Annotated in this window: 28 protein-coding genes; all 28 read left to right on the forward strand. The window is 64.5% G+C overall.

Translation table 11 applies throughout. The annotated features are described in order from the left end of the window. Window position 1: 1 nt before the first annotated feature. The 28 genes from fusA (at window position 2) to UAJ10_RS15860 (ending at window position 17,371) form a co-directional block, all read left to right on the forward strand. Entirely contained in the window at window positions 2–2,071 is a 2,070-nt protein-coding gene (fusA, locus tag UAJ10_RS15725; protein WP_322916195.1) for an elongation factor G, read from the forward strand. Between the two features lie 32 nt (window positions 2,072–2,103). Next, on the forward strand, window positions 2,104–3,294 hold the full coding sequence (gene tuf / locus UAJ10_RS15730) for an elongation factor Tu (protein WP_322916196.1): 1,191 nt from the start codon (window positions 2,104–2,106) through the stop codon (window positions 3,292–3,294). Window positions 3,295–3,370: 76 nt separating this feature from the next. After that, window positions 3,371–3,679 carry a 30S ribosomal protein S10 gene (gene rpsJ, locus UAJ10_RS15735; RefSeq protein ID WP_040848411.1) on the forward strand — a complete coding sequence of 103 codons (309 nt, stop codon included), beginning with the start codon at window positions 3,371–3,373 and terminating at the stop codon, window positions 3,677–3,679. Window positions 3,680–3,737: 58 nt separating this feature from the next. Continuing rightward, window positions 3,738–4,445 carry a 50S ribosomal protein L3 gene (gene rplC, locus UAJ10_RS15740; protein WP_040848410.1) on the forward strand — a complete coding sequence of 236 codons (708 nt, stop codon included), beginning with the start codon at window positions 3,738–3,740 and terminating at the stop codon, window positions 4,443–4,445. Between the two features lie 5 nt (window positions 4,446–4,450). Further along, a complete protein-coding gene (rplD, locus tag UAJ10_RS15745) occupies window positions 4,451–5,071 on the forward strand; it encodes a 50S ribosomal protein L4 (RefSeq protein ID WP_044564207.1) in 621 nt (206 codons plus the stop codon). Next, the gene (locus UAJ10_RS15750) at window positions 5,068–5,385 is read left to right on the forward strand and encodes a 50S ribosomal protein L23 (protein WP_088871757.1); all 318 of its coding nucleotides are present in this window, start codon (window positions 5,068–5,070) and stop codon (window positions 5,383–5,385) included. The genes rplD and UAJ10_RS15750 overlap by 4 nt, the downstream gene beginning before the upstream one ends. Before the next feature lie 11 nt (window positions 5,386–5,396). Beyond that, window positions 5,397–6,224: a 50S ribosomal protein L2 gene (gene rplB, locus UAJ10_RS15755; protein ID WP_322916197.1), complete on the forward strand. Its 828-nt coding sequence runs from the start codon at window positions 5,397–5,399 to the stop codon at window positions 6,222–6,224. Window positions 6,225–6,236: 12 nt separating this feature from the next. Further along, window positions 6,237–6,515: a 30S ribosomal protein S19 gene (gene rpsS / locus UAJ10_RS15760; RefSeq protein ID WP_004273665.1), complete on the forward strand. Its 279-nt coding sequence runs from the start codon at window positions 6,237–6,239 to the stop codon at window positions 6,513–6,515. Between the two features lies 1 nt (window position 6,516). Then, window positions 6,517–6,912 (forward strand): 50S ribosomal protein L22, encoded by a 396-nt coding sequence (gene rplV, locus UAJ10_RS15765; protein WP_004273664.1) that lies wholly within the window; start codon window positions 6,517–6,519, stop codon window positions 6,910–6,912. Window position 6,913: 1 nt separating this feature from the next. Continuing rightward, window positions 6,914–7,594, forward strand: a complete 681-nt coding sequence (rpsC, locus tag UAJ10_RS15770) for a 30S ribosomal protein S3 (RefSeq protein ID WP_040848406.1) — start codon at window positions 6,914–6,916, stop codon at window positions 7,592–7,594. A 29-nt stretch (window positions 7,595–7,623) separates the two neighbouring features. Next, a complete protein-coding gene (gene rplP, locus UAJ10_RS15775) occupies window positions 7,624–8,049 on the forward strand; it encodes a 50S ribosomal protein L16 (protein WP_040848405.1) in 426 nt (141 codons plus the stop codon). Beyond that, window positions 8,046–8,252: a 50S ribosomal protein L29 gene (gene rpmC / locus UAJ10_RS15780; protein ID WP_040848404.1), complete on the forward strand. Its 207-nt coding sequence runs from the start codon at window positions 8,046–8,048 to the stop codon at window positions 8,250–8,252. Before rplP ends, rpmC begins: the two co-directional genes overlap by 4 nt. A 14-nt stretch (window positions 8,253–8,266) precedes the next feature. Further along, window positions 8,267–8,524, forward strand: coding sequence for a 30S ribosomal protein S17 (rpsQ, locus tag UAJ10_RS15785; RefSeq protein WP_004273663.1), 258 nt, complete (start codon window positions 8,267–8,269; stop codon window positions 8,522–8,524). A gap of 25 nt (window positions 8,525–8,549) precedes the next feature. After that, window positions 8,550–8,918, forward strand: a complete 369-nt coding sequence (gene rplN, locus UAJ10_RS15790) for a 50S ribosomal protein L14 (RefSeq protein WP_004273662.1) — start codon at window positions 8,550–8,552, stop codon at window positions 8,916–8,918. After that, window positions 8,919–9,233, forward strand: coding sequence for a 50S ribosomal protein L24 (rplX, locus tag UAJ10_RS15795; protein ID WP_322916198.1), 315 nt, complete (start codon window positions 8,919–8,921; stop codon window positions 9,231–9,233). Between the two features lie 8 nt (window positions 9,234–9,241). After that, window positions 9,242–9,784, forward strand: coding sequence for a 50S ribosomal protein L5 (gene rplE / locus UAJ10_RS15800; RefSeq protein ID WP_040848402.1), 543 nt, complete (start codon window positions 9,242–9,244; stop codon window positions 9,782–9,784). Window positions 9,785–9,800: 16 nt separating this feature from the next. Continuing rightward, window positions 9,801–10,106 (forward strand): 30S ribosomal protein S14, encoded by a 306-nt coding sequence (rpsN, locus tag UAJ10_RS15805; protein WP_004273661.1) that lies wholly within the window; start codon window positions 9,801–9,803, stop codon window positions 10,104–10,106. A 15-nt stretch (window positions 10,107–10,121) separates the two neighbouring features. Then, complete coding sequence (gene rpsH, locus UAJ10_RS15810) at window positions 10,122–10,520, forward strand: 30S ribosomal protein S8 (protein ID WP_004273660.1); 399 nt, start codon at window positions 10,122–10,124, stop codon at window positions 10,518–10,520. Window positions 10,521–10,532: 12 nt separating this feature from the next. Continuing rightward, complete coding sequence (rplF, locus tag UAJ10_RS15815) at window positions 10,533–11,066, forward strand: 50S ribosomal protein L6 (RefSeq protein ID WP_004273659.1); 534 nt, start codon at window positions 10,533–10,535, stop codon at window positions 11,064–11,066. Window positions 11,067–11,077: 11 nt separating this feature from the next. Further along, complete coding sequence (rplR, locus tag UAJ10_RS15820) at window positions 11,078–11,440, forward strand: 50S ribosomal protein L18 (RefSeq protein WP_145751464.1); 363 nt, start codon at window positions 11,078–11,080, stop codon at window positions 11,438–11,440. A 12-nt stretch (window positions 11,441–11,452) separates the two neighbouring features. Continuing rightward, complete coding sequence (rpsE, locus tag UAJ10_RS15825) at window positions 11,453–12,055, forward strand: 30S ribosomal protein S5 (RefSeq protein WP_322916199.1); 603 nt, start codon at window positions 11,453–11,455, stop codon at window positions 12,053–12,055. Further along, entirely contained in the window at window positions 12,055–12,246 is a 192-nt protein-coding gene (gene rpmD, locus UAJ10_RS15830) for a 50S ribosomal protein L30 (protein ID WP_322916200.1), read from the forward strand. Before rpsE ends, rpmD begins: the two co-directional genes overlap by 1 nt. Before the next feature lie 33 nt (window positions 12,247–12,279). After that, window positions 12,280–12,756 (forward strand): 50S ribosomal protein L15, encoded by a 477-nt coding sequence (rplO, locus tag UAJ10_RS15835; RefSeq protein ID WP_322916201.1) that lies wholly within the window; start codon window positions 12,280–12,282, stop codon window positions 12,754–12,756. Window positions 12,757–12,936: 180 nt separating this feature from the next. After that, on the forward strand, window positions 12,937–14,271 hold the full coding sequence (gene secY, locus UAJ10_RS15840; RefSeq protein WP_322916202.1) for a preprotein translocase subunit SecY: 1,335 nt from the start codon (window positions 12,937–12,939) through the stop codon (window positions 14,269–14,271). Beyond that, window positions 14,268–14,915, forward strand: a complete 648-nt coding sequence (locus UAJ10_RS15845; protein ID WP_322916203.1) for an adenylate kinase — start codon at window positions 14,268–14,270, stop codon at window positions 14,913–14,915. Before secY ends, UAJ10_RS15845 begins: the two co-directional genes overlap by 4 nt. Before the next feature lie 421 nt (window positions 14,916–15,336). Continuing rightward, window positions 15,337–15,705 carry a 30S ribosomal protein S13 gene (rpsM, locus tag UAJ10_RS15850; RefSeq protein WP_004273657.1) on the forward strand — a complete coding sequence of 123 codons (369 nt, stop codon included), beginning with the start codon at window positions 15,337–15,339 and terminating at the stop codon, window positions 15,703–15,705. Window positions 15,706–15,724: 19 nt separating this feature from the next. Beyond that, window positions 15,725–16,123: a 30S ribosomal protein S11 gene (gene rpsK, locus UAJ10_RS15855; protein WP_004273656.1), complete on the forward strand. Its 399-nt coding sequence runs from the start codon at window positions 15,725–15,727 to the stop codon at window positions 16,121–16,123. A gap of 231 nt (window positions 16,124–16,354) precedes the next feature. Continuing rightward, window positions 16,355–17,371 (forward strand): DNA-directed RNA polymerase subunit alpha, encoded by a 1,017-nt coding sequence (locus UAJ10_RS15860; RefSeq protein WP_040848396.1) that lies wholly within the window; start codon window positions 16,355–16,357, stop codon window positions 17,369–17,371. The last annotated feature ends 66 nt before the right edge of the window (window positions 17,372–17,437 follow it).

A 17,437-nucleotide genomic window follows, 5' to 3' on the forward strand; every position in this document is an offset into this window, starting at 1 on the left:
CATGGCGCGCTCCCATCCTCTCGACCGTTACCGGAACATCGGCATCTGTGCCCACATTGATGCCGGCAAGACGACGACGACCGAGCGGATCCTGTACTACACCGGCAAGTCCTATCGCATGGGCGAGGTCCACGAGGGCACCGCCGCGATGGACTGGATGGAGCAGGAGCAGGAGCGCGGCATCACCATCACTTCGGCGGCCACGACCTGCTTTTGGCGTGACCATCGGGTGAACATCATCGATACCCCCGGGCATGTCGACTTCACCATTGAGGTCGAGCGGTCCTTGCGGGTGTTGGATGGTGCGGTGGCGCTGTTCGACGCCGTGGCCGGGGTCGAGCCCCAGTCGGAAACCGTGTGGCGGCAGGCGGACAAATACCGTGTGCCGCGCATGTGTTTCGTGAACAAGATGGACCGGGTCGGCGCCGACTTCTTCGGCACCGTCCAGATGATCCGGGAGCGGCTGGGCGCCAACGCGGCGGTCCTGCAGCTTCCCATCAAGACGGAAGCCGGCTTCTCCGGCGTCGTCGACCTGGTGAAGAACAAGGCCATCGTCTGGAAAGAAGAGACGCTGGGCGCCGAGTTCTTCGAGATGGAAATTCCGGCCGCCCTGGCCGCGCAGGCGAGCGAATACCGCGCTCGTCTGGTCGAACAGGCGGTGGAAATGGATGAGGCCGCCACGGAGCGCTACCTCGAGGGTGAGGAACCCGACGAGGCGGCGCTCAAGGCGCTGATCCGCAAGGGGACGATCGCGCTGCGCCTGGTTCCGGTGCTGTGCGGCTCGGCCTTCAAGAACAAGGGCGTTCAGCCGATGCTGGACGCCGTTGTCGACTTTCTGCCCTCGCCGCTCGACATCGCCGATGTCGCCGGCGTGACGCTGGACGGGGAACCGGCCAGCCGGCGGACGGACGACGCGGCGCCCTTCGCCGGCTTGGCGTTCAAGGTGATGAACGATCCTTTCGTCGGCGCGCTCACCTTCGTCCGGATTTATTCGGGGCGGATGGCGGTCGGCGATCGCGTGCTGAACGCGAGCAAGGGTGAGAAGGAGAGCGTCGGCAAGATGTTGCTGATGCACGCCAACACCCGGGAAGAGATCGAGGCGGCCTGCGCGGGCGACATCGTCGCCCTGGCGGGGCTGCGGAACACGACGACGGGTGAAACCCTATGCGATCCGGAAGCGCCCCTGGTGCTGGAACGCATGGAGTTCCCGGAGCCGGTGATCGAGGTGGTGGTCGAGCCTAAGACCCAGGCTGACCACGACCGGATGGCGATGGCGTTGCAGCGACTGGCGTCGGAGGATCCCTCCTTCCGCGTCGGCCGTGACTCCGAGACGGGGCAAACCGTCATCGGCGGCATGGGCGAGTTGCACCTGGAGATCATCGTCGATCGCATGCGCCGGGAATACCGGGTGGAAGCCGACGTCGGCGCGCCGCAGGTGGCGTACCGGGAGACCATCGCCCAGAAGGCGGAGGCGGCCCACACGCTGAAGCGGCAGGTTGGCGCCATGGGGCAGTACGCCCAGGTGACGCTGTCCTTCGAGCCGTCCGAGCCCGGCAGCGGGTTCCGGTTCGAAAACAAGGCGGGCAGCCATCTGCCCAAGGAATTCGCCCACGGGGTCCAGAACGGCGTCGATGCCGCCAAGGACAGCGGGGTGATCGCCGGGTTCCCGGTGATCGATCTGAAGGTAGAGCTGGTCGACGGTGGCTTCCACGACGTCGACAGCTCCGTCGAGGTGTTTGAGCAGGCCGCTCGCGCCGCGTTCAAGGAAGGGATGGCGAAAGCCAAGCCCGTTCTCTTGGAACCGGTGATGGCGGTCGAGGTGGTCACCCCCGACGACTACATGGGTGATGTCATCGGCGATCTGAACAGCCGCCGGGGACAGGTGACAGGAATGGATCAGCGGGGCAATGCGCGCGTCATCATTGCCAGGGTCCCGCTGGCCAACATGTTTGGGTATGTGAACAACCTGCGCTCGATGAGCCAGGGCCGGGCGCAGTACTCGATGCAGTTTGACCATTATGAGCCGGTGCCGGCTGCCATCGCGGATGTCGTTCGCGCCAAGATGGCCTGATCAGGCAGAAGTCAAGAGAAGGAAGAGTAACCATGGCGAAGGCGAAATTCGAGCGCACCAAGCCGCACTGCAACATCGGCACCATTGGTCACGTTGACCATGGCAAGACGTCGCTGACGGCTGCGATCACGAAGGTGCTGGCTGAAACCGGTGGCGCGACGTTCACCGCGTACGACCAGATCGACAAGGCGCCGGAAGAGAAGGCGCGCGGCATCACGATCTCGACGGCGCACGTCGAGTACGAGACGGCCAACCGTCACTATGCCCACGTCGACTGCCCCGGCCACGCCGACTATGTGAAGAACATGATCACCGGCGCCGCGCAGATGGACGGCGCGATCCTGGTCGTGTCCGCCGCCGACGGCCCGATGCCGCAGACCCGCGAGCACATCCTGCTGGCCCGTCAGGTCGGCGTGCCGGCTCTGGTGGTGTTCATGAACAAGGTCGACATGGTCGACGACCCCGAGCTCTTGGAGCTGGTGGAGCTGGAAGTGCGCGAGCTGCTGAGCAGCTACGACTTCCCTGGCGACGACATTCCGATCGTGAAGGGCTCCGCCCTGTGCGCGCTGGAGAACCGCAGCCCCGAGATCGGCCATGACGCCATCCTGGAGCTGATGAAGCAGGTCGACGCCTACATCCCGCAGCCGGAGCGTCCGGTTGACAAGCCCTTCCTGATGCCGATCGAAGACGTGTTCTCGATCTCGGGCCGCGGCACCGTGGTGACCGGCCGTGTCGAGCGCGGCATCGTGAAGGTGGGCGAGGAAATCGAGATCGTCGGCCTGAAGGCGACGGTCAAGACGACCGTGACCGGCGTTGAGATGTTCCGCAAGCTGCTGGACCAGGGCCAGGCTGGCGACAACATCGGCGCGCTGCTGCGCGGCACGAAGCGTGAGGACGTCGAGCGCGGCCAGGTCCTGGCCAAGCCCGGCTCGATCACGCCGCACACCAAGTTCGTGGCCGAAGCCTACATCCTGACGAAGGAAGAAGGCGGCCGTCACACCCCGTTCTTCACCAACTACCGTCCCCAGTTCTACTTCCGCACCACGGACGTGACGGGCATGGTCTCGCTGCCGGAAGGCACCGAGATGGTGATGCCGGGCGACAACGTGCAGGTGACCGTGGAGCTGATCGCCCCGATCGCCATGGACGAAGGCCTGCGCTTCGCCATCCGCGAGGGCGGTCGCACCGTCGGCGCCGGCGTGGTCGCGAAGATCATCGCCTGATAAGTACCAACTGATTTGATTGACGGTGTGCGGTGCCGATGCTATTCGGCACCGCTTCCAACCAAGGTTTAGGACGATGGAAAGCCAGAATATCCGGATCCGCCTGAAGGCGTTCGATCATCGCGTGCTCGACCAGTCGACCAGCGAGATCGTGAATACGGCCAAGCGGACCGGTGCCCGGGTGCGCGGTCCGATCCCCCTTCCGACCCAGGTCGAGAAGTTCACGGTGAACCGCAGCCCGCACATCGACAAGAAGTCGCGTGAGCAGTTCGAGATCCGTACCCACAAGCGCCTGCTGGACATCGTCGATCCGACCCCGCAGACCGTGGACGCGCTGATGAAGCTCGACCTGGCCGCCGGCGTCGACGTCGAGATTAAGCTGTAAGTTTGAGTTGTGGGACCTCTCCCCCTGAGGATGTCCCCTGTTAGGAGAAGAGACTAAAATGCGATCCGGTTTGATCGCGCAGAAGCTCGGCATGACCCGCATCTTCACGGATGAGGGTGAGCACGTGCCGGTGACTGTGCTGAAAGTCGACAATTGCCAGGTCGTCTCCCACAAGACCGAAGACCGGGACGGGTACACCGCCCTGGAAATCGGCGTGGGCAAGGCCAAGGTGAAGAACGTCACGAAGGCTGAGCGCGGCCACTTCGCCAAGGCGAAGGTGGAGCCGAAGAAGAAGACCGTGGAGTTCCGGGTGACCCCGGACGCCCTGGTCGAGGTCGGTGCGGAGATCACCGTCGATCACTTCGTCGCTGGCCAGTTCGTGGACGTCACCGGGACGACCATCGGTAAGGGCTTCGCCGGTGGCATGAAGCGCTGGAACTTCGGCGGCCTTCGCGCCACGCACGGTGTGTCCGTGTCGCACCGTTCGCACGGTTCGACCGGTCAGCGCCAGGATCCCGGCCGCACCTTCAAGAACAAGAAGATGGCGGGTCACCTGGGCGTTGAGCAGGTCACCACCCAGAACCTGAAGGTCGTCTCGGTCGATGTCGAGCGCGGCCTGATCCTCGTCCGCGGCGCCGTCCCCGGCTCCGAAGGCGGTTACATCCTGGTCAAGGACGCCGTGAAGAAGAAGCTGCCGGAGGGCGTTCCCTTCCCGGCCGCCTTCCGTGCGCCGACGCAGGACGCTCCTGCCGCGCAGGAGGGCTGAGCATCATGAAGACGACCGTTAAGAACCTGAAGAACGAGCAAGTCGGCGAGATCGAGCTGGACGACGCCGTGTTCGGCCTGCCGGCCCGCGCCGATCTGCTGGCCCGCATGGTGAACTGGCAGCTGGCCAAGCGCCGTCAGGGCACGCACAAGACCAAGGGGATCTCCGAGATCTCCGGCACGACCAAGAAGCCGTGGAAGCAGAAGGGCACCGGCCGTGCCCGTCAGGGCTCCCTGCGCTCGCCGCAGTTCCGCGGCGGTGCGGTGATCTTCGGTCCGGTGGTGCGCAGCCATGAGCACGACCTGACGAAGAAGGTCCGCAAGCTGGCCCTGAAGACCGCCCTGTCGGTCAAGGCCGCCGAGGGCAAGCTGGTCATCCTGGACGACGCCCGCGCCGAGACCCACAAGACGAAGGCGTTGGTCGAGCAGTTCGGCGCCCTGGGCCTGAACTCGGTTCTGATCATCGACGGCGCCAACCTGGATGAGAACTTCGTCCGGGCCGCCGGCAACATCCCCCACGTGGATGTGCTGCCGGAGCAGGGCGCCAACGTGTACGACATCCTGCGGCGCGACACCCTGGTGTTGACCCGCAACGCGGTCGAGCAGTTGGAGGCTCGCCTGAAATGAGCAAGAACGCGAAGCCGTTTGTGAGCGCCGAGCGCATGTACGACCTGATCGTCGCGCCCGTCATCACCGAAAAGTCCACCCTGGGCTCCGAGCATAACCAGGTCACCTTCCGGGTGCCCCTGGATGCCACGAAGCCCGAGATCAAGCAGGCCGTCGAAGGCCTGTTCAAGGTCAAGGTGACGGCCGTCAACACCATCGTCTCGAAGGGCAAGACCAAGCGCTTCCGGGGCATCGTGGCTCGTCGGTCCGACTTCAAGAAGGCCATCGTGACCCTCGCCGAAGGGCACACGATCGACGTCACCACCGGCGTGTGAGGGCATTAACGATGGCACTTAAGACTTATCGTCCCATTACCCCGAGCCTGCGCCAGCTGGTGCTGGTCGACCGCTCGGAGCTGTACAAGGGCAAGCCGGTTAAGCGTCTGACGGAGGGCCTGAGCGGCACCGGCGGTCGTAACAACACCGGTCGCATCACCGCGCGTCGCATGGGCGGCGGCCACAAGCGCCGTTACCGCCTGGTCGACTTCAAGCGCAACAAGTTCGACGTCCCCGCGACGGTCGAGCGTCTGGAGTACGATCCCAACCGGACGGCCTTCATCGCTCTGATCCGTTATCAGGACGGCGACTTGGCCTACATCCTGGCTCCTCAGCGCCTGAAGGCCGGTGACGTCGTCGTCGCCGGTGAGAAGGTCGACGTGAAGCCCGGCAACGCCATGCCGCTGAAGAACATCCCGGTCGGCACCATCGTCCACAATGTGGAGCTGCGTGCGGGCAAGGGCGGCCAGCTGGCCCGCTCCGCCGGCACGTTCCTGCAGCTGGTGGGTCGCGACCAGGGTTACGCCCAGCTGAAGCTGCCCTCGGGCGAGCTGCGCATGGTGCGGGGCGAGTGCATGGCCACCATCGGTGCCGTGTCCAACCCCGACCAGTCCAACACCGTGATCGGCAAGGCCGGTCGCAACCGTTGGCTGGGCCGTCGTCCGTCCGTCCGTGGCGTCGCCATGAACCCGATCGACCACCCGCACGGTGGTGGTGAAGGCCGTACCTCCGGTGGCCGTCATCCGGTCACGCCGTGGGGCAAGCCGACCAAGGGCAAGAAGACGCGTAGCAACAAGAAGACGGACGGGCTGATTATCCGTCGTCGTCGCTCTAAGTAAGGAGTAGGACCCGTGACCCGTTCCGTCTGGAAGGGGCCGTTCATTGACGGCTACCTTTTGAAGAAGGCAGAGAAGGCGCGCGCGTCCGGCCGCAACGAGATCATCAAGATCTGGTCGCGCCGTTCCACGATCCTGCCCCAGTTCGTCGGTCTGACCTTTGGCGTTTACAACGGCCATAAGTTCCTGCCGGTGCTCGTGACCGAGAACATGATCGGACACAAGTTCGGTGAGTTCTCCCCGACGCGGACTTTCTACGGCCACGCGGCCGACAAGAAGGCGAAGAGGAAGTAAAATGAGCAAGCCTCAATCTGAACGGCCTTTCGCCGACAACGAGGCTGCGGCGCACGGCCGGATGATCAAGTCCAGTGCCCGCAAGCTGAACCTCGTCGCCCAGATGATCCGCGGCAAGGAAGCCGGCACCGCGCTGGCCATGCTGACCTTCTCCAAGCGCCGCATCGCCGGCGAAGTGAAGAAGGTCCTGCAGTCGGCCATCGCCAACGCCGAGAACAACCACCAGCTGGACGTTGACCGTCTGGTGGTCGCTTACGCCACCGTGGGCCGCGCCCTGGTGATGAAGCGCTTCCATGCCCGGGCCCGCGGTCGCGGCGCCCGTGTCGAGAAGTCTTACAGCAACTTGACCGTGGTGGTGCGCGAGCGCGCCGAGGAAGCCACGGGGGAGACCGCGTAACATGGGTCAGAAAGTCAACCCCATCGGGCTCCGCGTCGGTATCAACCGGACCTGGGACAGCCGCTGGTTCGCCAGCCGCGACTACGCCACGCTGCTGCACCAGGACCTGCGCCTGCGCAAGCACCTGCAGGGCAAGCTGGCCGCGGCCGGCGCCTCGCGCATCATCATCGAGCGGCCGGCCAAGAAGGCCCGCGTCACCATCCACACGGCCCGTCCGGGTGTGGTGATCGGCAAGAAGGGCGCCGACATCGAGAAGCTGCGCACCGATCTGGGCCGCATGACCGGTTCCGAGGTCAGCCTGAACATCGTCGAGATCCGCAAGCCGGAACTCGACGCCCGGCTGATCGCCGAGAACATCGCCAGCCAGCTGGAGCGCCGTGTCGCCTTCCGTCGCGCCATGAAGCGCGCCGTGCAGTCGGCCATGCGCCTCGGCGCCCAGGGCATCCGCATCAACTGCGGCGGCCGTCTGGGTGGTGCTGAGATCGCTCGTATGGAGTGGTACCGCGAAGGTCGCGTGCCGCTGCACACGCTGCGCGCCGAGATCGACTACGGCACGGCCACGGCTAAGACCACCTACGGCACCTGCGGTGTCAAGGTGTGGGTGTTTAAGGGCGAAATTCTGGCGCACGATCCGTTCGCCCAGGACAAGCGCGCCGATCAGCAGCCCGTCGCGGCGCGCTGAGGGTGAACGGATACTAGAGGGCAATTGCCATGCTGAGTCCGAAACGTACTAAGTACCGCAAGCAGCACAAGGGGCGCATCCACGGCGCCACCAAGGGCGGCAGCCAGCTGAACTTCGGCGCCTTTGGCCTGAAGGCGGTCGAACCGGCGCGCATCACCGCGCGCCAGATCGAGGCGGCCCGCCGCGCGATCACCCGTCACATGAAGCGTCAGGGCCGGGTCTGGATCCGGATTTTCCCGGACGTGCCGGTGTCGAGCAAGCCCGCCGAAGTCCGCATGGGCTCCGGTAAGGGTTCGCCCGAGTTCTGGGCGGCCCGCGTGGCCCCCGGCCGCATCATGTTCGAGCTGGATGGCGTGCCGGCGGACCTCGCCAAGCGCGCCTTCGAGCTGGCCGCTGCCAAGCTGCCGATTAAGACCCGATTCATCACCCGCCTGGGTGAGGGAGCTGAGGCATGACCAAAGCCGTCGACCTGCGCACCAAAAGCGTGGATGAGTTGCAGGACCAGCTCTTGCAGCTGAAGAAAGAGCAGTTCAATTTGCGCTTCCAGCGCGCCTCCGGGCAGCTGGAGAATACCGCGCGTGTCGGCCAGGTTCGGCGCGACATCGCTCGGATCAAGACCATCCTGGGCCAGCGGGAAACCGCTGCGCCCGTGTCCTGACAGGGGGAAGCGTTATGCCCCGGCGTGTTTTGCAGGGCACGGTTGTGAGCGACAAGGGCGACAAGACCGTCATCGTGCTGGTCGAGCGTCGTGTTATGCACCCCGTGTACAAGAAGTTTATTAAGCAGTCGAAGAAGTATGCTGCTCATGACGAGCAGAATGCTTATAAGGCTGGCGACACGGTGACGATCGAAGAGTGCCGTCCGATTTCCAAGCGGAAGCGGTGGGCCGTCGTCGTGGAAAGCGCCGCCCCGTCGGGCGCCGCCGTCTAACTGTTTTGCTTAAGGAAGCCAAACCATGATCCAGATGCAAACCAACCTGGAGGTCGCTGACAACAGCGGCGCGCGCCGGGTGCAGTGCATCAAGGTGCTGGGCGGCTCCATGCGGAAGGTCGCGGCCGTTGGCGACGTCATCGTCGTCTCGGTCAAGGAGGCCATTCCGCGGGGCCGCGTGAAGAAGGGTGACGTGCACCGCGCCGTCATCGTTCGCACCGCCAAGGAAATCCGTCGCACCGACGGTTCCGCCATCCGCTTCGACCGCAACGCGGCCGTGCTCATCAACAAGCAGGGTGAGCCGATCGGGACCCGTATCTTCGGGCCGGTCACGCGTGAGCTGCGCGCCAAGAAGTTCATGAAGATCATCTCCCTGGCGCCGGAGGTCCTGTAAATGTCGAAGATTAAGAAGGCCGACAAGGTCGTCGTCATCGCCGGCAAGGACAAGGGCAAGCAGGGCGAGGTGATCGCCGTTCTGCCGAAGGAGAACCGCGTCAAGGTGCGCGGCGTGAACCTGGTCAAGAAGCACCAGCGTCCGACTCCGACCCAGCAGGGTGGCATCGTTGAGCTCGAGGCGTTCATCGACGTCTCCAACGTCGCCCATGTCGACCCCAAGACCAACAAGCCGACCCGCGTCGGCTACCGGATCCTGGAAGACGGCCGCAAGGTCCGTTTTGCCAAGGTTTCCGGTGAAGTCATCGACCTGTGAGGCGCGTTATGGCTGCCAGGCTTAAAGAACATTACGATTCCGTCGTTCGCGCCTCGCTGAAGAGCGAGTTCAACTACGCCAACGACCTGGAAGTGCCGCGGATCGAGAAGATCATCATTAACATGGGCGTCGGCGAAGCCACGTCCGATGGTAAGAAGATCAACGCCGCCGTCACCGATCTGACCGCCCTGTCCGGTCAGAAGCCGGTGGTGACCCGCGCTCGCAAGTCCATCGCCCAGTTCAAGCTGCGCGAGGGCATGGCCATTGGTTGCAAGGTGACCCTGCGCCGTGACCGCATGTACGAGTTCCTGGACCGTCTGATCACGATCGCCCTGCCGCGCGTCCGCGACTTCCGCGGCGTGTCGGGCACGAGCTTCGACGGTCGTGGCAACTACGCCATGGGTCTCAAGGAGCAGATCATTTTCCCGGAAATCGACTACGACCGCGTGGACGAAATCCGGGGGATGGACATCATCATCGTCACCACGGCGAAGACCGATAAGGAGGCCAAGGCCCTCCTGAAGGGCTTCCAGATGCCGTTCGCGAACTGAGCGGCAGGAGCTTCCCATGGCCAAGACCAGTTCTGTTCAGAAGAACAAGCGCCGCGAGCGCCTCGCGAAGCAGTACGCCGGCAAGCGTAATGCTCTGAAGGCCATCGCGTCCGATCGTACCCTGCCGCCCGAGGAGCGGTTCGCCGCTCGCCTCAAGCTCGCCGAGCTGCCGCGCAACTCCAGCCCGACCCGTATTCGGAATCGCTGCGAGTTGAGCGGTCGTCCGCGTGCTTTTTACCGCAAGTTTAAGCTGTCCCGCATTGCCCTGCGCGACCTGGCCTCGACCGGCCAGATCCCGGGCATGACGAAGTCCAGCTGGTAATCGGAGGTTCGGGAAATGGCGTTGAGCGATCCCTTGGGCGATATGCTGACCCGCATCCGTAATGGACAGCGGGCCCGCATGCAGTCTGTCACCAGCCCGGCCTCGAAGCTGCGCACCAACGTTCTGGAGGTGCTGAAGCGCGAGGGTTATATCCGTGGCTACTCCCTGGACACGGTTCGTCCGGGCGTCCATAGCGTGCGTATCGAGCTGAAGTATCACGAAGGCGAGCCTGTCATTAAGCAGGTGCAGCGCGTGTCGAAGCCCGGCCGCCGCATTTACTCCAAGATCGCTGATCTGCCGCGGGTCTTTAATGGCCTCGGCATCTCGATCCTGTCGACGCCCCGTGGCGTCATGTCGGACAGCGAGGCCCGTGCCGCCAATGTTGGCGGCGAGGTCCTCTGCAAAGTGTTCTAAGGAGCTGGCCACATGTCTCGTATCGGCAAGCATCCGGTGCCCGTTCCGGCCGGTGTGACCGTTCAGGTCACCGGCCAGGACGTCACCGTGAAAGGCAAGCTGGGCCAGCTCAGCCTGACCCTGGTTGACGACATCTCCGCCACGCTGGAAAACGGCGCTGTGGTGGTGAAGCCCGCGAACGATAGCCGCAAGGCTCGCGTGAACTGGGCCACCTCCCGCACGCTGCTGGCCAACATGGTCAAGGGTGTCGACACCGGCTTCACCAAGAACCTCGAGATCACCGGCGTGGGTTACAAGGCCGCCGTCCAGGGTCAGGAACTGCTCCTGAACCTGGGCTTCAGCCATGACGTGCGCTTCCCGATCCCGGCCGGCATCACGATGAAGTGCGACAAGCCCACTTCCATCTCGATCACCGGTTTCGACAAGCAGAAGATTGGCCAGGTTGCGGCTGAGATCCGCGCGTACCGTCCGCCCGAGCCCTACAAGGGCAAGGGCATCCGGTACGCGGATGAGGTCATCATCCGCAAAGAAGGCAAGAAGAAGTAAGGCGCACGATCATGAGCAATGCAAAAGTTCTGAGCGCGCGCCGCCAACAGCGGGTGCGCACGCGGATCCGGAAGCTGGGTCAGGGGCGTCCGCGCCTGTCCGTGTTCCGTTCCAGCCAGCACATCTACGCCCAGGTCATCGACGACGTGGCCGGCCAGACCAAGGCCGCTGCCTCGTCCATCGACAAGACCCTGCGCGCGCAGCTGAAGACCGGCGCCGACATCGAGGCGGCCAAGGCGGTCGGCAAGCTGATCGCCGAGCGGGCCAAGGAAGCCGGCATCACGGAAGTGGTGTTCGATCGCGGTTCGTACCTGTTCCATGGCCGGGTCAAGGCCCTGGCCGACGCCGCGCGCGAAGCCGGCCTGCAGTTCTAAGGGGTAGCGATTATGGCACGTAACGAGAGGGACGGCGGCAACAGCGGCGGTCGCGAGCGTGGCGGGGACCGGGATCGTACGCCCCGGGACCGCGAGGAAAGCGAGCTGGTAGAAAAGCTCGTTGGTATTAACCGCGTCGCCAAGGTGGTGAAGGGTGGCCGTCGCTTCGGCTTCGCCGCCCTGGTCGTGGTGGGTGACGCCAAGGGTCGCGTCGGCGTCGGTTCGGGCAAGGCCCGCGAAGTGCCGGAAGCCATCCGCAAGGCCACCGACCAGGCCAAGCGCTCCATGATCCGCGTGCCGCTCCGCGAGGGCCGGACGCTGCATCATGACGTGCATGGTCACTTCGGTGCCGGCCGGGTGGTGCTGCGCACCGCCGACGCCGGTACCGGCATCATCGCCGGTGGTCCGATGCGCGCGATCTTCGAGGCTCTCGGCGTCCAGGACGTCGTGACCAAGTCGGTCGGCACGTCGAACCCGCACAACATGATCAAGGCGACCTTCGACGCCCTGTCCCAGTGCGTCAGCCCCCGCGCCGTCGCCGCCCGCCGTGGCCGTCGCGTCAGCGATATCCTGGGCCGCCGCGAGGCTGGTGCCGAGGCGAAGGAGAGCGCGTGATGAGCGAGAAGAACACCGTCATCGTGACCCAGATCGGCAGCCCGATCGGCCGCCAGAAGGACCAGCGGGCGACGCTGGTGGGTCTTGGTCTCAACAAGCTGCACCGTACCAACGAGCTGGAGGACACCCCCTCGGTTCGCGGTATGATCGCCAAGGTGCAGCACCTCGTGCGCGTCGAGAAGGCCTCCTGAGGCCTTCCCGATACGGCTTGAAGGGATAAAGTCATGAAGCTTACGGATATTCGCGACAACCCGGGCGCCCGCAAGGCGCCCACCCGGGTTGGTCGGGGCATCGGCTCCGGCAAGGGCAAGACCGGCGGCCGTGGCGTGAAGGGTCAAACCTCGCGTTCCGGCGTGTCGATCAACGGCTTCGAAGGCGGTCAGATGCCCCTGCATCGCCGCCTGCCGAAGCGCGGTTTCAACAATCTGTTCGGCACCGAGTATTCGGTGGTGAACGTGGGCACCGTGCAGAAGGCCATCGATGAGGGCCGTCTGAACGCCGCCGACGTGATCACCGCCGAGGTGCTGGTCGCCGCCGGCCTGGTGCGCCCGTCCCGCGACGGCGTGCGCCTGCTGGCCAAGGGCAGCATCACCGCCAAGGTGGCGTTCGATGTCGCCGGCGCCTCCGCTGCGGCCGTGGCCGCCGTGGAAGCCGCTGGTGGCTCGGTCAAGGTGCCCGCGGTCGAAGCGGCTGCCGAGTAATTAAGGAAGTGCGGCCGGCGTTCGTGTTAAAAGCGAGCGCCGGCCGTCTTTCTTTCTGCCGCAGGTCTCCCCATCTGGGGTGGGACCCGTTAGGGGGACCGGCGACGGTCCCTTTTCTTTTGTCTTTTTGATACCGTCTGTGCCGCGCCCCTGAGAGGCGCCTCGATAGGAACGGATTCCATGGCTTCAGCCGCCGAGCAGCTCGCCGCTAATCTTAATTTCGGCTCCTTCGCCAAGGCCACGGAACTGAAGAAGCGGCTCTGGTTCACCCTGGGAGCGCTCATCGTTTTCCGCCTGGGCACCTACATTCCCCTGCCGGGCATCAACGTCCAGGCCTTCGCCGACGTTTTCAACCAGGCCAAGGGCGGCATCCTGGGCATGTTCAACATGTTCGCGGGTGGCGCCATCGAGCGCATGAGCATCTTCGCGCTCAACATCATGCCCTACATCTCCGCCAGCATCATCGTGCAGCTGCTGACGGCCGTGATCCCCAGCCTCGAAGCCATGAAGAAGGAAGGCGAGGCGGGCCGCAAGAAAATCAACCAGTACACCCGCTACGGCACGGTGATCCTGGCCATCTTCCAGTCCTACGGCCTGGCCGTGGCGCTGCAGGGCGCCAAGGGCGGCACGGTGATCGATCCCGGCCCCTTCTTCATCATCAGCACCGTGGTCACCATGGTGGGTGGCACCATGTTCCTGATGTGGCTGGGTGAGCAGATCACCGCCCGGGGCGTGGGCAACGGCACCTCGCTGATCATCTTCACCGGCATCGTGGCGGCACTGCCCAAGGCGCTGATGCAGCTGCTGGAACTGGGCCGCACCGGGGCCATCGGCTTCGGCATCTTGGCCCTGCTGCTGGCCATCGCCGTGGGCGTGATCTTCTTCATCGTCTTCATGGAACGCGCCCAGCGCCGGCTGATCGTGCAGTACCCGAAGCGCCAGGTCGGCAACAAGGTCTATGGGGGCGAAGCCTCGCACCTGCCTTTGAAGCTGAACACCTCGGGCGTCATCCCGCCGATCTTCGCCAGCTCGCTGCTGCTGCTGCCGGCCACCGTCACCGGCTTCTCCGGCGGCACCGGTCCGGAGATCCTGCAGACCGTCGCCCGCTATGTAACCCATGGCCAGCCGCTCTATATCGTGCTGTACATGGCGCTGATCGTGTTCTTCAGCTTCTTCTATACGGCGGTCGTGTTCAACCCGACCGAGACGGCGGAGAATCTGAAGAAGTACGGCGGTTTCATCCCGGGTATCCGTCCGGGTAAGAACACGGCGGACTATCTGGACTTTGTTCTCACCCGTTTGACGGTGTTGGGTGCGGGCTACCTGGTGGTGGTTTGTCTATTGCCCGAACTGTTGATGGCCAAGAACGCTATTCCTTTTTATTTTGGCGGCACCAGCCTGCTAATTGTGGTAACGGTGACTATGGACACGGTCGCCCAGATCCATTCGCATCTGTTGGCGCATCAATATGAAGGCCTCATCAAGAAGGCAAAGCTGAGGGGGAGGCGTGGATGAACCTGATTCTTCTGGGGCCGCCGGGCGCCGGCAAGGGAACGCAGGCGCAGCGGCTTGAACGGAAGTTCGGGTTGGTGCAGTTGTCGACGGGCGACATGTTGCGGGCGCTGAAGGATAGCGGCAGCCCGCTGGGTCAGCAGGCCAAGGAGATCATGGCCGCCGGCAAGCTGATGCCGGACGCGATCATGGTCGAAATGATCGCCGACCGCATCACCCAGCCGGATTGCGCCAAGGGCTTCATCCTCGACGGTTTCCCCCGCACGGTCCCGCAGGCCGAGGCCCTGGACTGCATGCTGGCGGAAAAGCACCTGAAGCTGGACCACATCATCGAGATGGTGGTGGACGACGCGGCCCTGGTGGAGCGTGTGACCGGCCGCTACACCTGCGCCAAGTGCGGTGCCGGCTACCACGACAAGTTCCACCAGCCCAAGGTGGCGGGTGTCTGCGACATATGCGGCTCGACCGAGTTCAAGCGCCGGGCCGACGACAACGCCGAGACCTTCACCAAGCGTCTGGCGGAATACCATGCGCTGACGGCGCCCATCCTGCCGTACTACCAGGGCAAGGGCGTGCTGAAGCAGGTGGACGGCATGGCGGAGATCGACGAGGTCACCCGTCAGTTGGAAGCCATCATCGCCGCCTGAGCTTCAGGCGGCGTGTTTATCCGAGTAGGGAAGGGCCGTGTCCCCTGGGTGGGGGAGGCGGCCTTTTCCTTTTGGTGGCCCATCCCCTGGCTGCATGCCCGGTGTGGGCAACTGCCCCACGTGGGCGCGGTTGACATCCGGTCGCGCCTGCGTATACTCCCGCATCCGATCCGTTCTGGGCTTTGGTCCTGCGGGTCCGGATGAAACCCGCTCTCGGCCCTGGCACCCTTTGGGGTGGCGGGACGGGGCTGGTTCGTATGTGCATTTGGAGATCCTGGAGTTTCCAGGTTTTCTTCGGATGAGATGCCCCGAAGGTCGCTGGACGTCCCCGCCACGGGAACCGGTGATCAGGCGGGGTGTGGACGAAGATCGCATCGCCCGGGCGTGACGCCGGGGCGGGCATGAACGATGGAGAAAGCGCGTGGCGCGTATCGCTGGCGTTAATATTCCCACCGCGAAGCGGGTGGAAATCGCCCTTCAGTACATTCACGGCATCGGTCCCTTCATGGCGAAGGAGATCTGCGGCAAGGTCGGCATTCCCCTGGAGCGCCGCGTGCATCAGCTGACCGACGACGAAGTCCTGCGTATCCGCGAAGTCATCGACAGCGACTATTCGGTCGAAGGCGACCTGCGTCGCTCTGTCGCCATGAACATCAAGCGGCTCATGGACATGGCCTGCTACCGCGGCCTGCGTCACCGCAAGGGCCTGCCGGTCCGCGGTCAGCGCACGCACACCAACGCGCGCACCCGCAAGGGCCCGGCCAAGCCGATCGCCGGTAAGAAGAAGTAAGCTGAAGGACTGATAAGAAATGGCAAAGCCCAACGCTTCTGCCGCCCGGCTTCGTCGCCGCGAGCGCAAGAACATCACCTCGGGCGTGGCGCACGTGAACGCCTCGTTCAACAACACCATGATCACCATCACCGACGCCCAGGGCAACACCATCGCCTGGTCCTCGTCGGGCATGATGGGCTTCAAGGGTTCGCGCAAGTCGACCCCCTACGCCGCCCAGATGGCCGCCGAAGACGCGGGCCGCAAGGCCCAGGAACACGGCATGCGCACCCTGGAAGTGGAAGTGAAGGGTCCGGGTTCGGGTCGTGAGTCCGCCCTGCGCGCCCTGCAGTCGGTCGGTTTCCAGATCACGTCCATCCGCGACGTGACGCCGATCCCGCACAACGGCGTTCGCCCGCCGAAGAAGCGCCGCGTCTGATCATTCTACCGATTGCGGAGGCGGCCCCTGTGGCCGCCTCCGGTCCAAACGCTTCCGCGTTTCCCCGCCGCCCCGGGACCGGCTTTCGCATGCCATCGCGATCGCCCATGCATGGGGGAGGTGGTCAGGTTCAGGACAGGGCGCCGGTCGCAGGACCGGCGCCCTGATCCGCACCCGACAGCGGTGAAACCGGGTGTCGTGTCCTCCCGATGGCATTAGAGGCAACTACCCGTGATTCAGAAGAACTGGCAGACCCTGGAAAAGCCCAGCAAGCTCGACGTGAACGTCGGTGCCGATCCGCGCCGTGAGGCCACGATCGTCGCCGGCCCGCTGGAGCGTGGCTTTGGCCTGACCCTGGGCAACGCCCTGCGCCGAGTCCTGCTGTCGTCCCTTCAGGGCGCGGCGGTCACCGCCATCCACATCGATGGCGTCCTGCACGAATTCTCCTCCATCCCCGGCGTCCGCGAGGACGTGACCGACATCGTTCTGAACATCAAGAACATGGGTCTGAAGATGGAGGGCGAGGGCCCGAAGCGGCTGCGCCTGCGCGCCGAAGGCCCCAAGGAAGTCACCGCCGGCATGATCGAGGTGACGGGCGACATCGAGGTGATGGACCCGGATCTGGTGATCTGCACCCTGGACGCCGGCGCCCGCCTGAACATGGAACTGACGGTCGAGAAGGGCAAGGGCTACGTCCCCGCCAGCCAGAACCGTCCGGAAGACGCCCCCATCGGCCTGATCCCGATCGACGCCCTGTACAGCCCCATCCGCAAGGTGGCGTACAAGGTGGAGAACACCCGCCTGGGCCAGCGCACCGACTATGACAAGCTGTCGCTGTCGATCGAGACCAACGGCGCCGTGACGCCCGAGGATGCCGTGGCCATCGCCGCCCGTATCCTGCAGGACCAGCTGCAGCTGTTCATCAACTTCGAAGAGCCGCAGGCCGTCACCGCGTCGGAGAAGTCCGACGAGGTGCCGTTCAACAAGAACCTGCTGCGCAAGGTGGACGAGCTGGAACTGTCGGTCCGCTCGGCCAACTGCCTGAAGAACGACAACATCGTCTACATCGGCGATCTGGTGCAGAAGACGGAAGCGGAAATGCTCCGCACCCCGAACTTCGGCCGCAAGTCGCTGAACGAGATCAAGGAAGTGCTGTCCCAGATGGGCCTGCACCTCGGCATGGAAATCCCGAACTGGCCGCCCGAGAACATCGAGGATCTGGCCAAGCGTCTGGAAGAGCCGTACTGATCTCGGTTTTGAGGTTCTCCGCATCCGGTCTCGGCCGGGTGCGGAGCACAGGGCATAGGGCCCGCC

It is taken from the genome of Nitrospirillum guaranorum (assembly GCF_034653275.1).
GTDB lineage: Bacteria > Pseudomonadota > Alphaproteobacteria > Azospirillales > Azospirillaceae > Nitrospirillum.

Bases quoted from the DNA above. Each gene is read 5' to 3' on its own strand.
- rplN (WP_004273662.1), top strand. From the start codon at position 8,550: ATGATCCAGATGCAAACCAACCTGGAGGTCGCTGACAACAGCGGCGCG.
- fusA (WP_322916195.1), top strand. From the start codon at position 2: ATGGCGCGCTCCCATCCTCTCGACCGTTACCGGAACATCGGCATCTGT.
- rpsQ (WP_004273663.1), top strand. From the start codon at position 8,267: ATGCCCCGGCGTGTTTTGCAGGGCACGGTTGTGAGCGACAAGGGCGAC.
- rpsN (WP_004273661.1), top strand. From the start codon at position 9,801: ATGGCCAAGACCAGTTCTGTTCAGAAGAACAAGCGCCGCGAGCGCCTC.
- UAJ10_RS15845 (WP_322916203.1), top strand. From the start codon at position 14,268: ATGAACCTGATTCTTCTGGGGCCGCCGGGCGCCGGCAAGGGAACGCAG.
- rpsJ (WP_040848411.1), top strand. From the start codon at position 3,371: ATGGAAAGCCAGAATATCCGGATCCGCCTGAAGGCGTTCGATCATCGC.
- rplX (WP_322916198.1), top strand. From the start codon at position 8,919: ATGTCGAAGATTAAGAAGGCCGACAAGGTCGTCGTCATCGCCGGCAAG.
- rplF (WP_004273659.1), top strand. From the start codon at position 10,533: ATGTCTCGTATCGGCAAGCATCCGGTGCCCGTTCCGGCCGGTGTGACC.
- rplD (WP_044564207.1), top strand. From the start codon at position 4,451: ATGAAGACGACCGTTAAGAACCTGAAGAACGAGCAAGTCGGCGAGATC.
- rpsE (WP_322916199.1), top strand. From the start codon at position 11,453: ATGGCACGTAACGAGAGGGACGGCGGCAACAGCGGCGGTCGCGAGCGT.
- tuf (WP_322916196.1), top strand. From the start codon at position 2,104: ATGGCGAAGGCGAAATTCGAGCGCACCAAGCCGCACTGCAACATCGGC.
- rplO (WP_322916201.1), top strand. From the start codon at position 12,280: ATGAAGCTTACGGATATTCGCGACAACCCGGGCGCCCGCAAGGCGCCC.
- rpmC (WP_040848404.1), top strand. From the start codon at position 8,046: ATGACCAAAGCCGTCGACCTGCGCACCAAAAGCGTGGATGAGTTGCAG.
- rpsC (WP_040848406.1), top strand. From the start codon at position 6,914: ATGGGTCAGAAAGTCAACCCCATCGGGCTCCGCGTCGGTATCAACCGG.
- rplV (WP_004273664.1), top strand. From the start codon at position 6,517: ATGAGCAAGCCTCAATCTGAACGGCCTTTCGCCGACAACGAGGCTGCG.
- rplB (WP_322916197.1), top strand. From the start codon at position 5,397: ATGGCACTTAAGACTTATCGTCCCATTACCCCGAGCCTGCGCCAGCTG.
- UAJ10_RS15750 (WP_088871757.1), top strand. From the start codon at position 5,068: ATGAGCAAGAACGCGAAGCCGTTTGTGAGCGCCGAGCGCATGTACGAC.
- rpmD (WP_322916200.1), top strand. From the start codon at position 12,055: ATGAGCGAGAAGAACACCGTCATCGTGACCCAGATCGGCAGCCCGATC.
- rplR (WP_145751464.1), top strand. From the start codon at position 11,078: ATGAGCAATGCAAAAGTTCTGAGCGCGCGCCGCCAACAGCGGGTGCGC.
- rplE (WP_040848402.1), top strand. From the start codon at position 9,242: ATGGCTGCCAGGCTTAAAGAACATTACGATTCCGTCGTTCGCGCCTCG.
- rplC (WP_040848410.1), top strand. From the start codon at position 3,738: ATGCGATCCGGTTTGATCGCGCAGAAGCTCGGCATGACCCGCATCTTC.
- rplP (WP_040848405.1), top strand. From the start codon at position 7,624: ATGCTGAGTCCGAAACGTACTAAGTACCGCAAGCAGCACAAGGGGCGC.
- rpsK (WP_004273656.1), top strand. From the start codon at position 15,725: ATGGCAAAGCCCAACGCTTCTGCCGCCCGGCTTCGTCGCCGCGAGCGC.
- rpsH (WP_004273660.1), top strand. From the start codon at position 10,122: ATGGCGTTGAGCGATCCCTTGGGCGATATGCTGACCCGCATCCGTAAT.
- secY (WP_322916202.1), top strand. From the start codon at position 12,937: ATGGCTTCAGCCGCCGAGCAGCTCGCCGCTAATCTTAATTTCGGCTCC.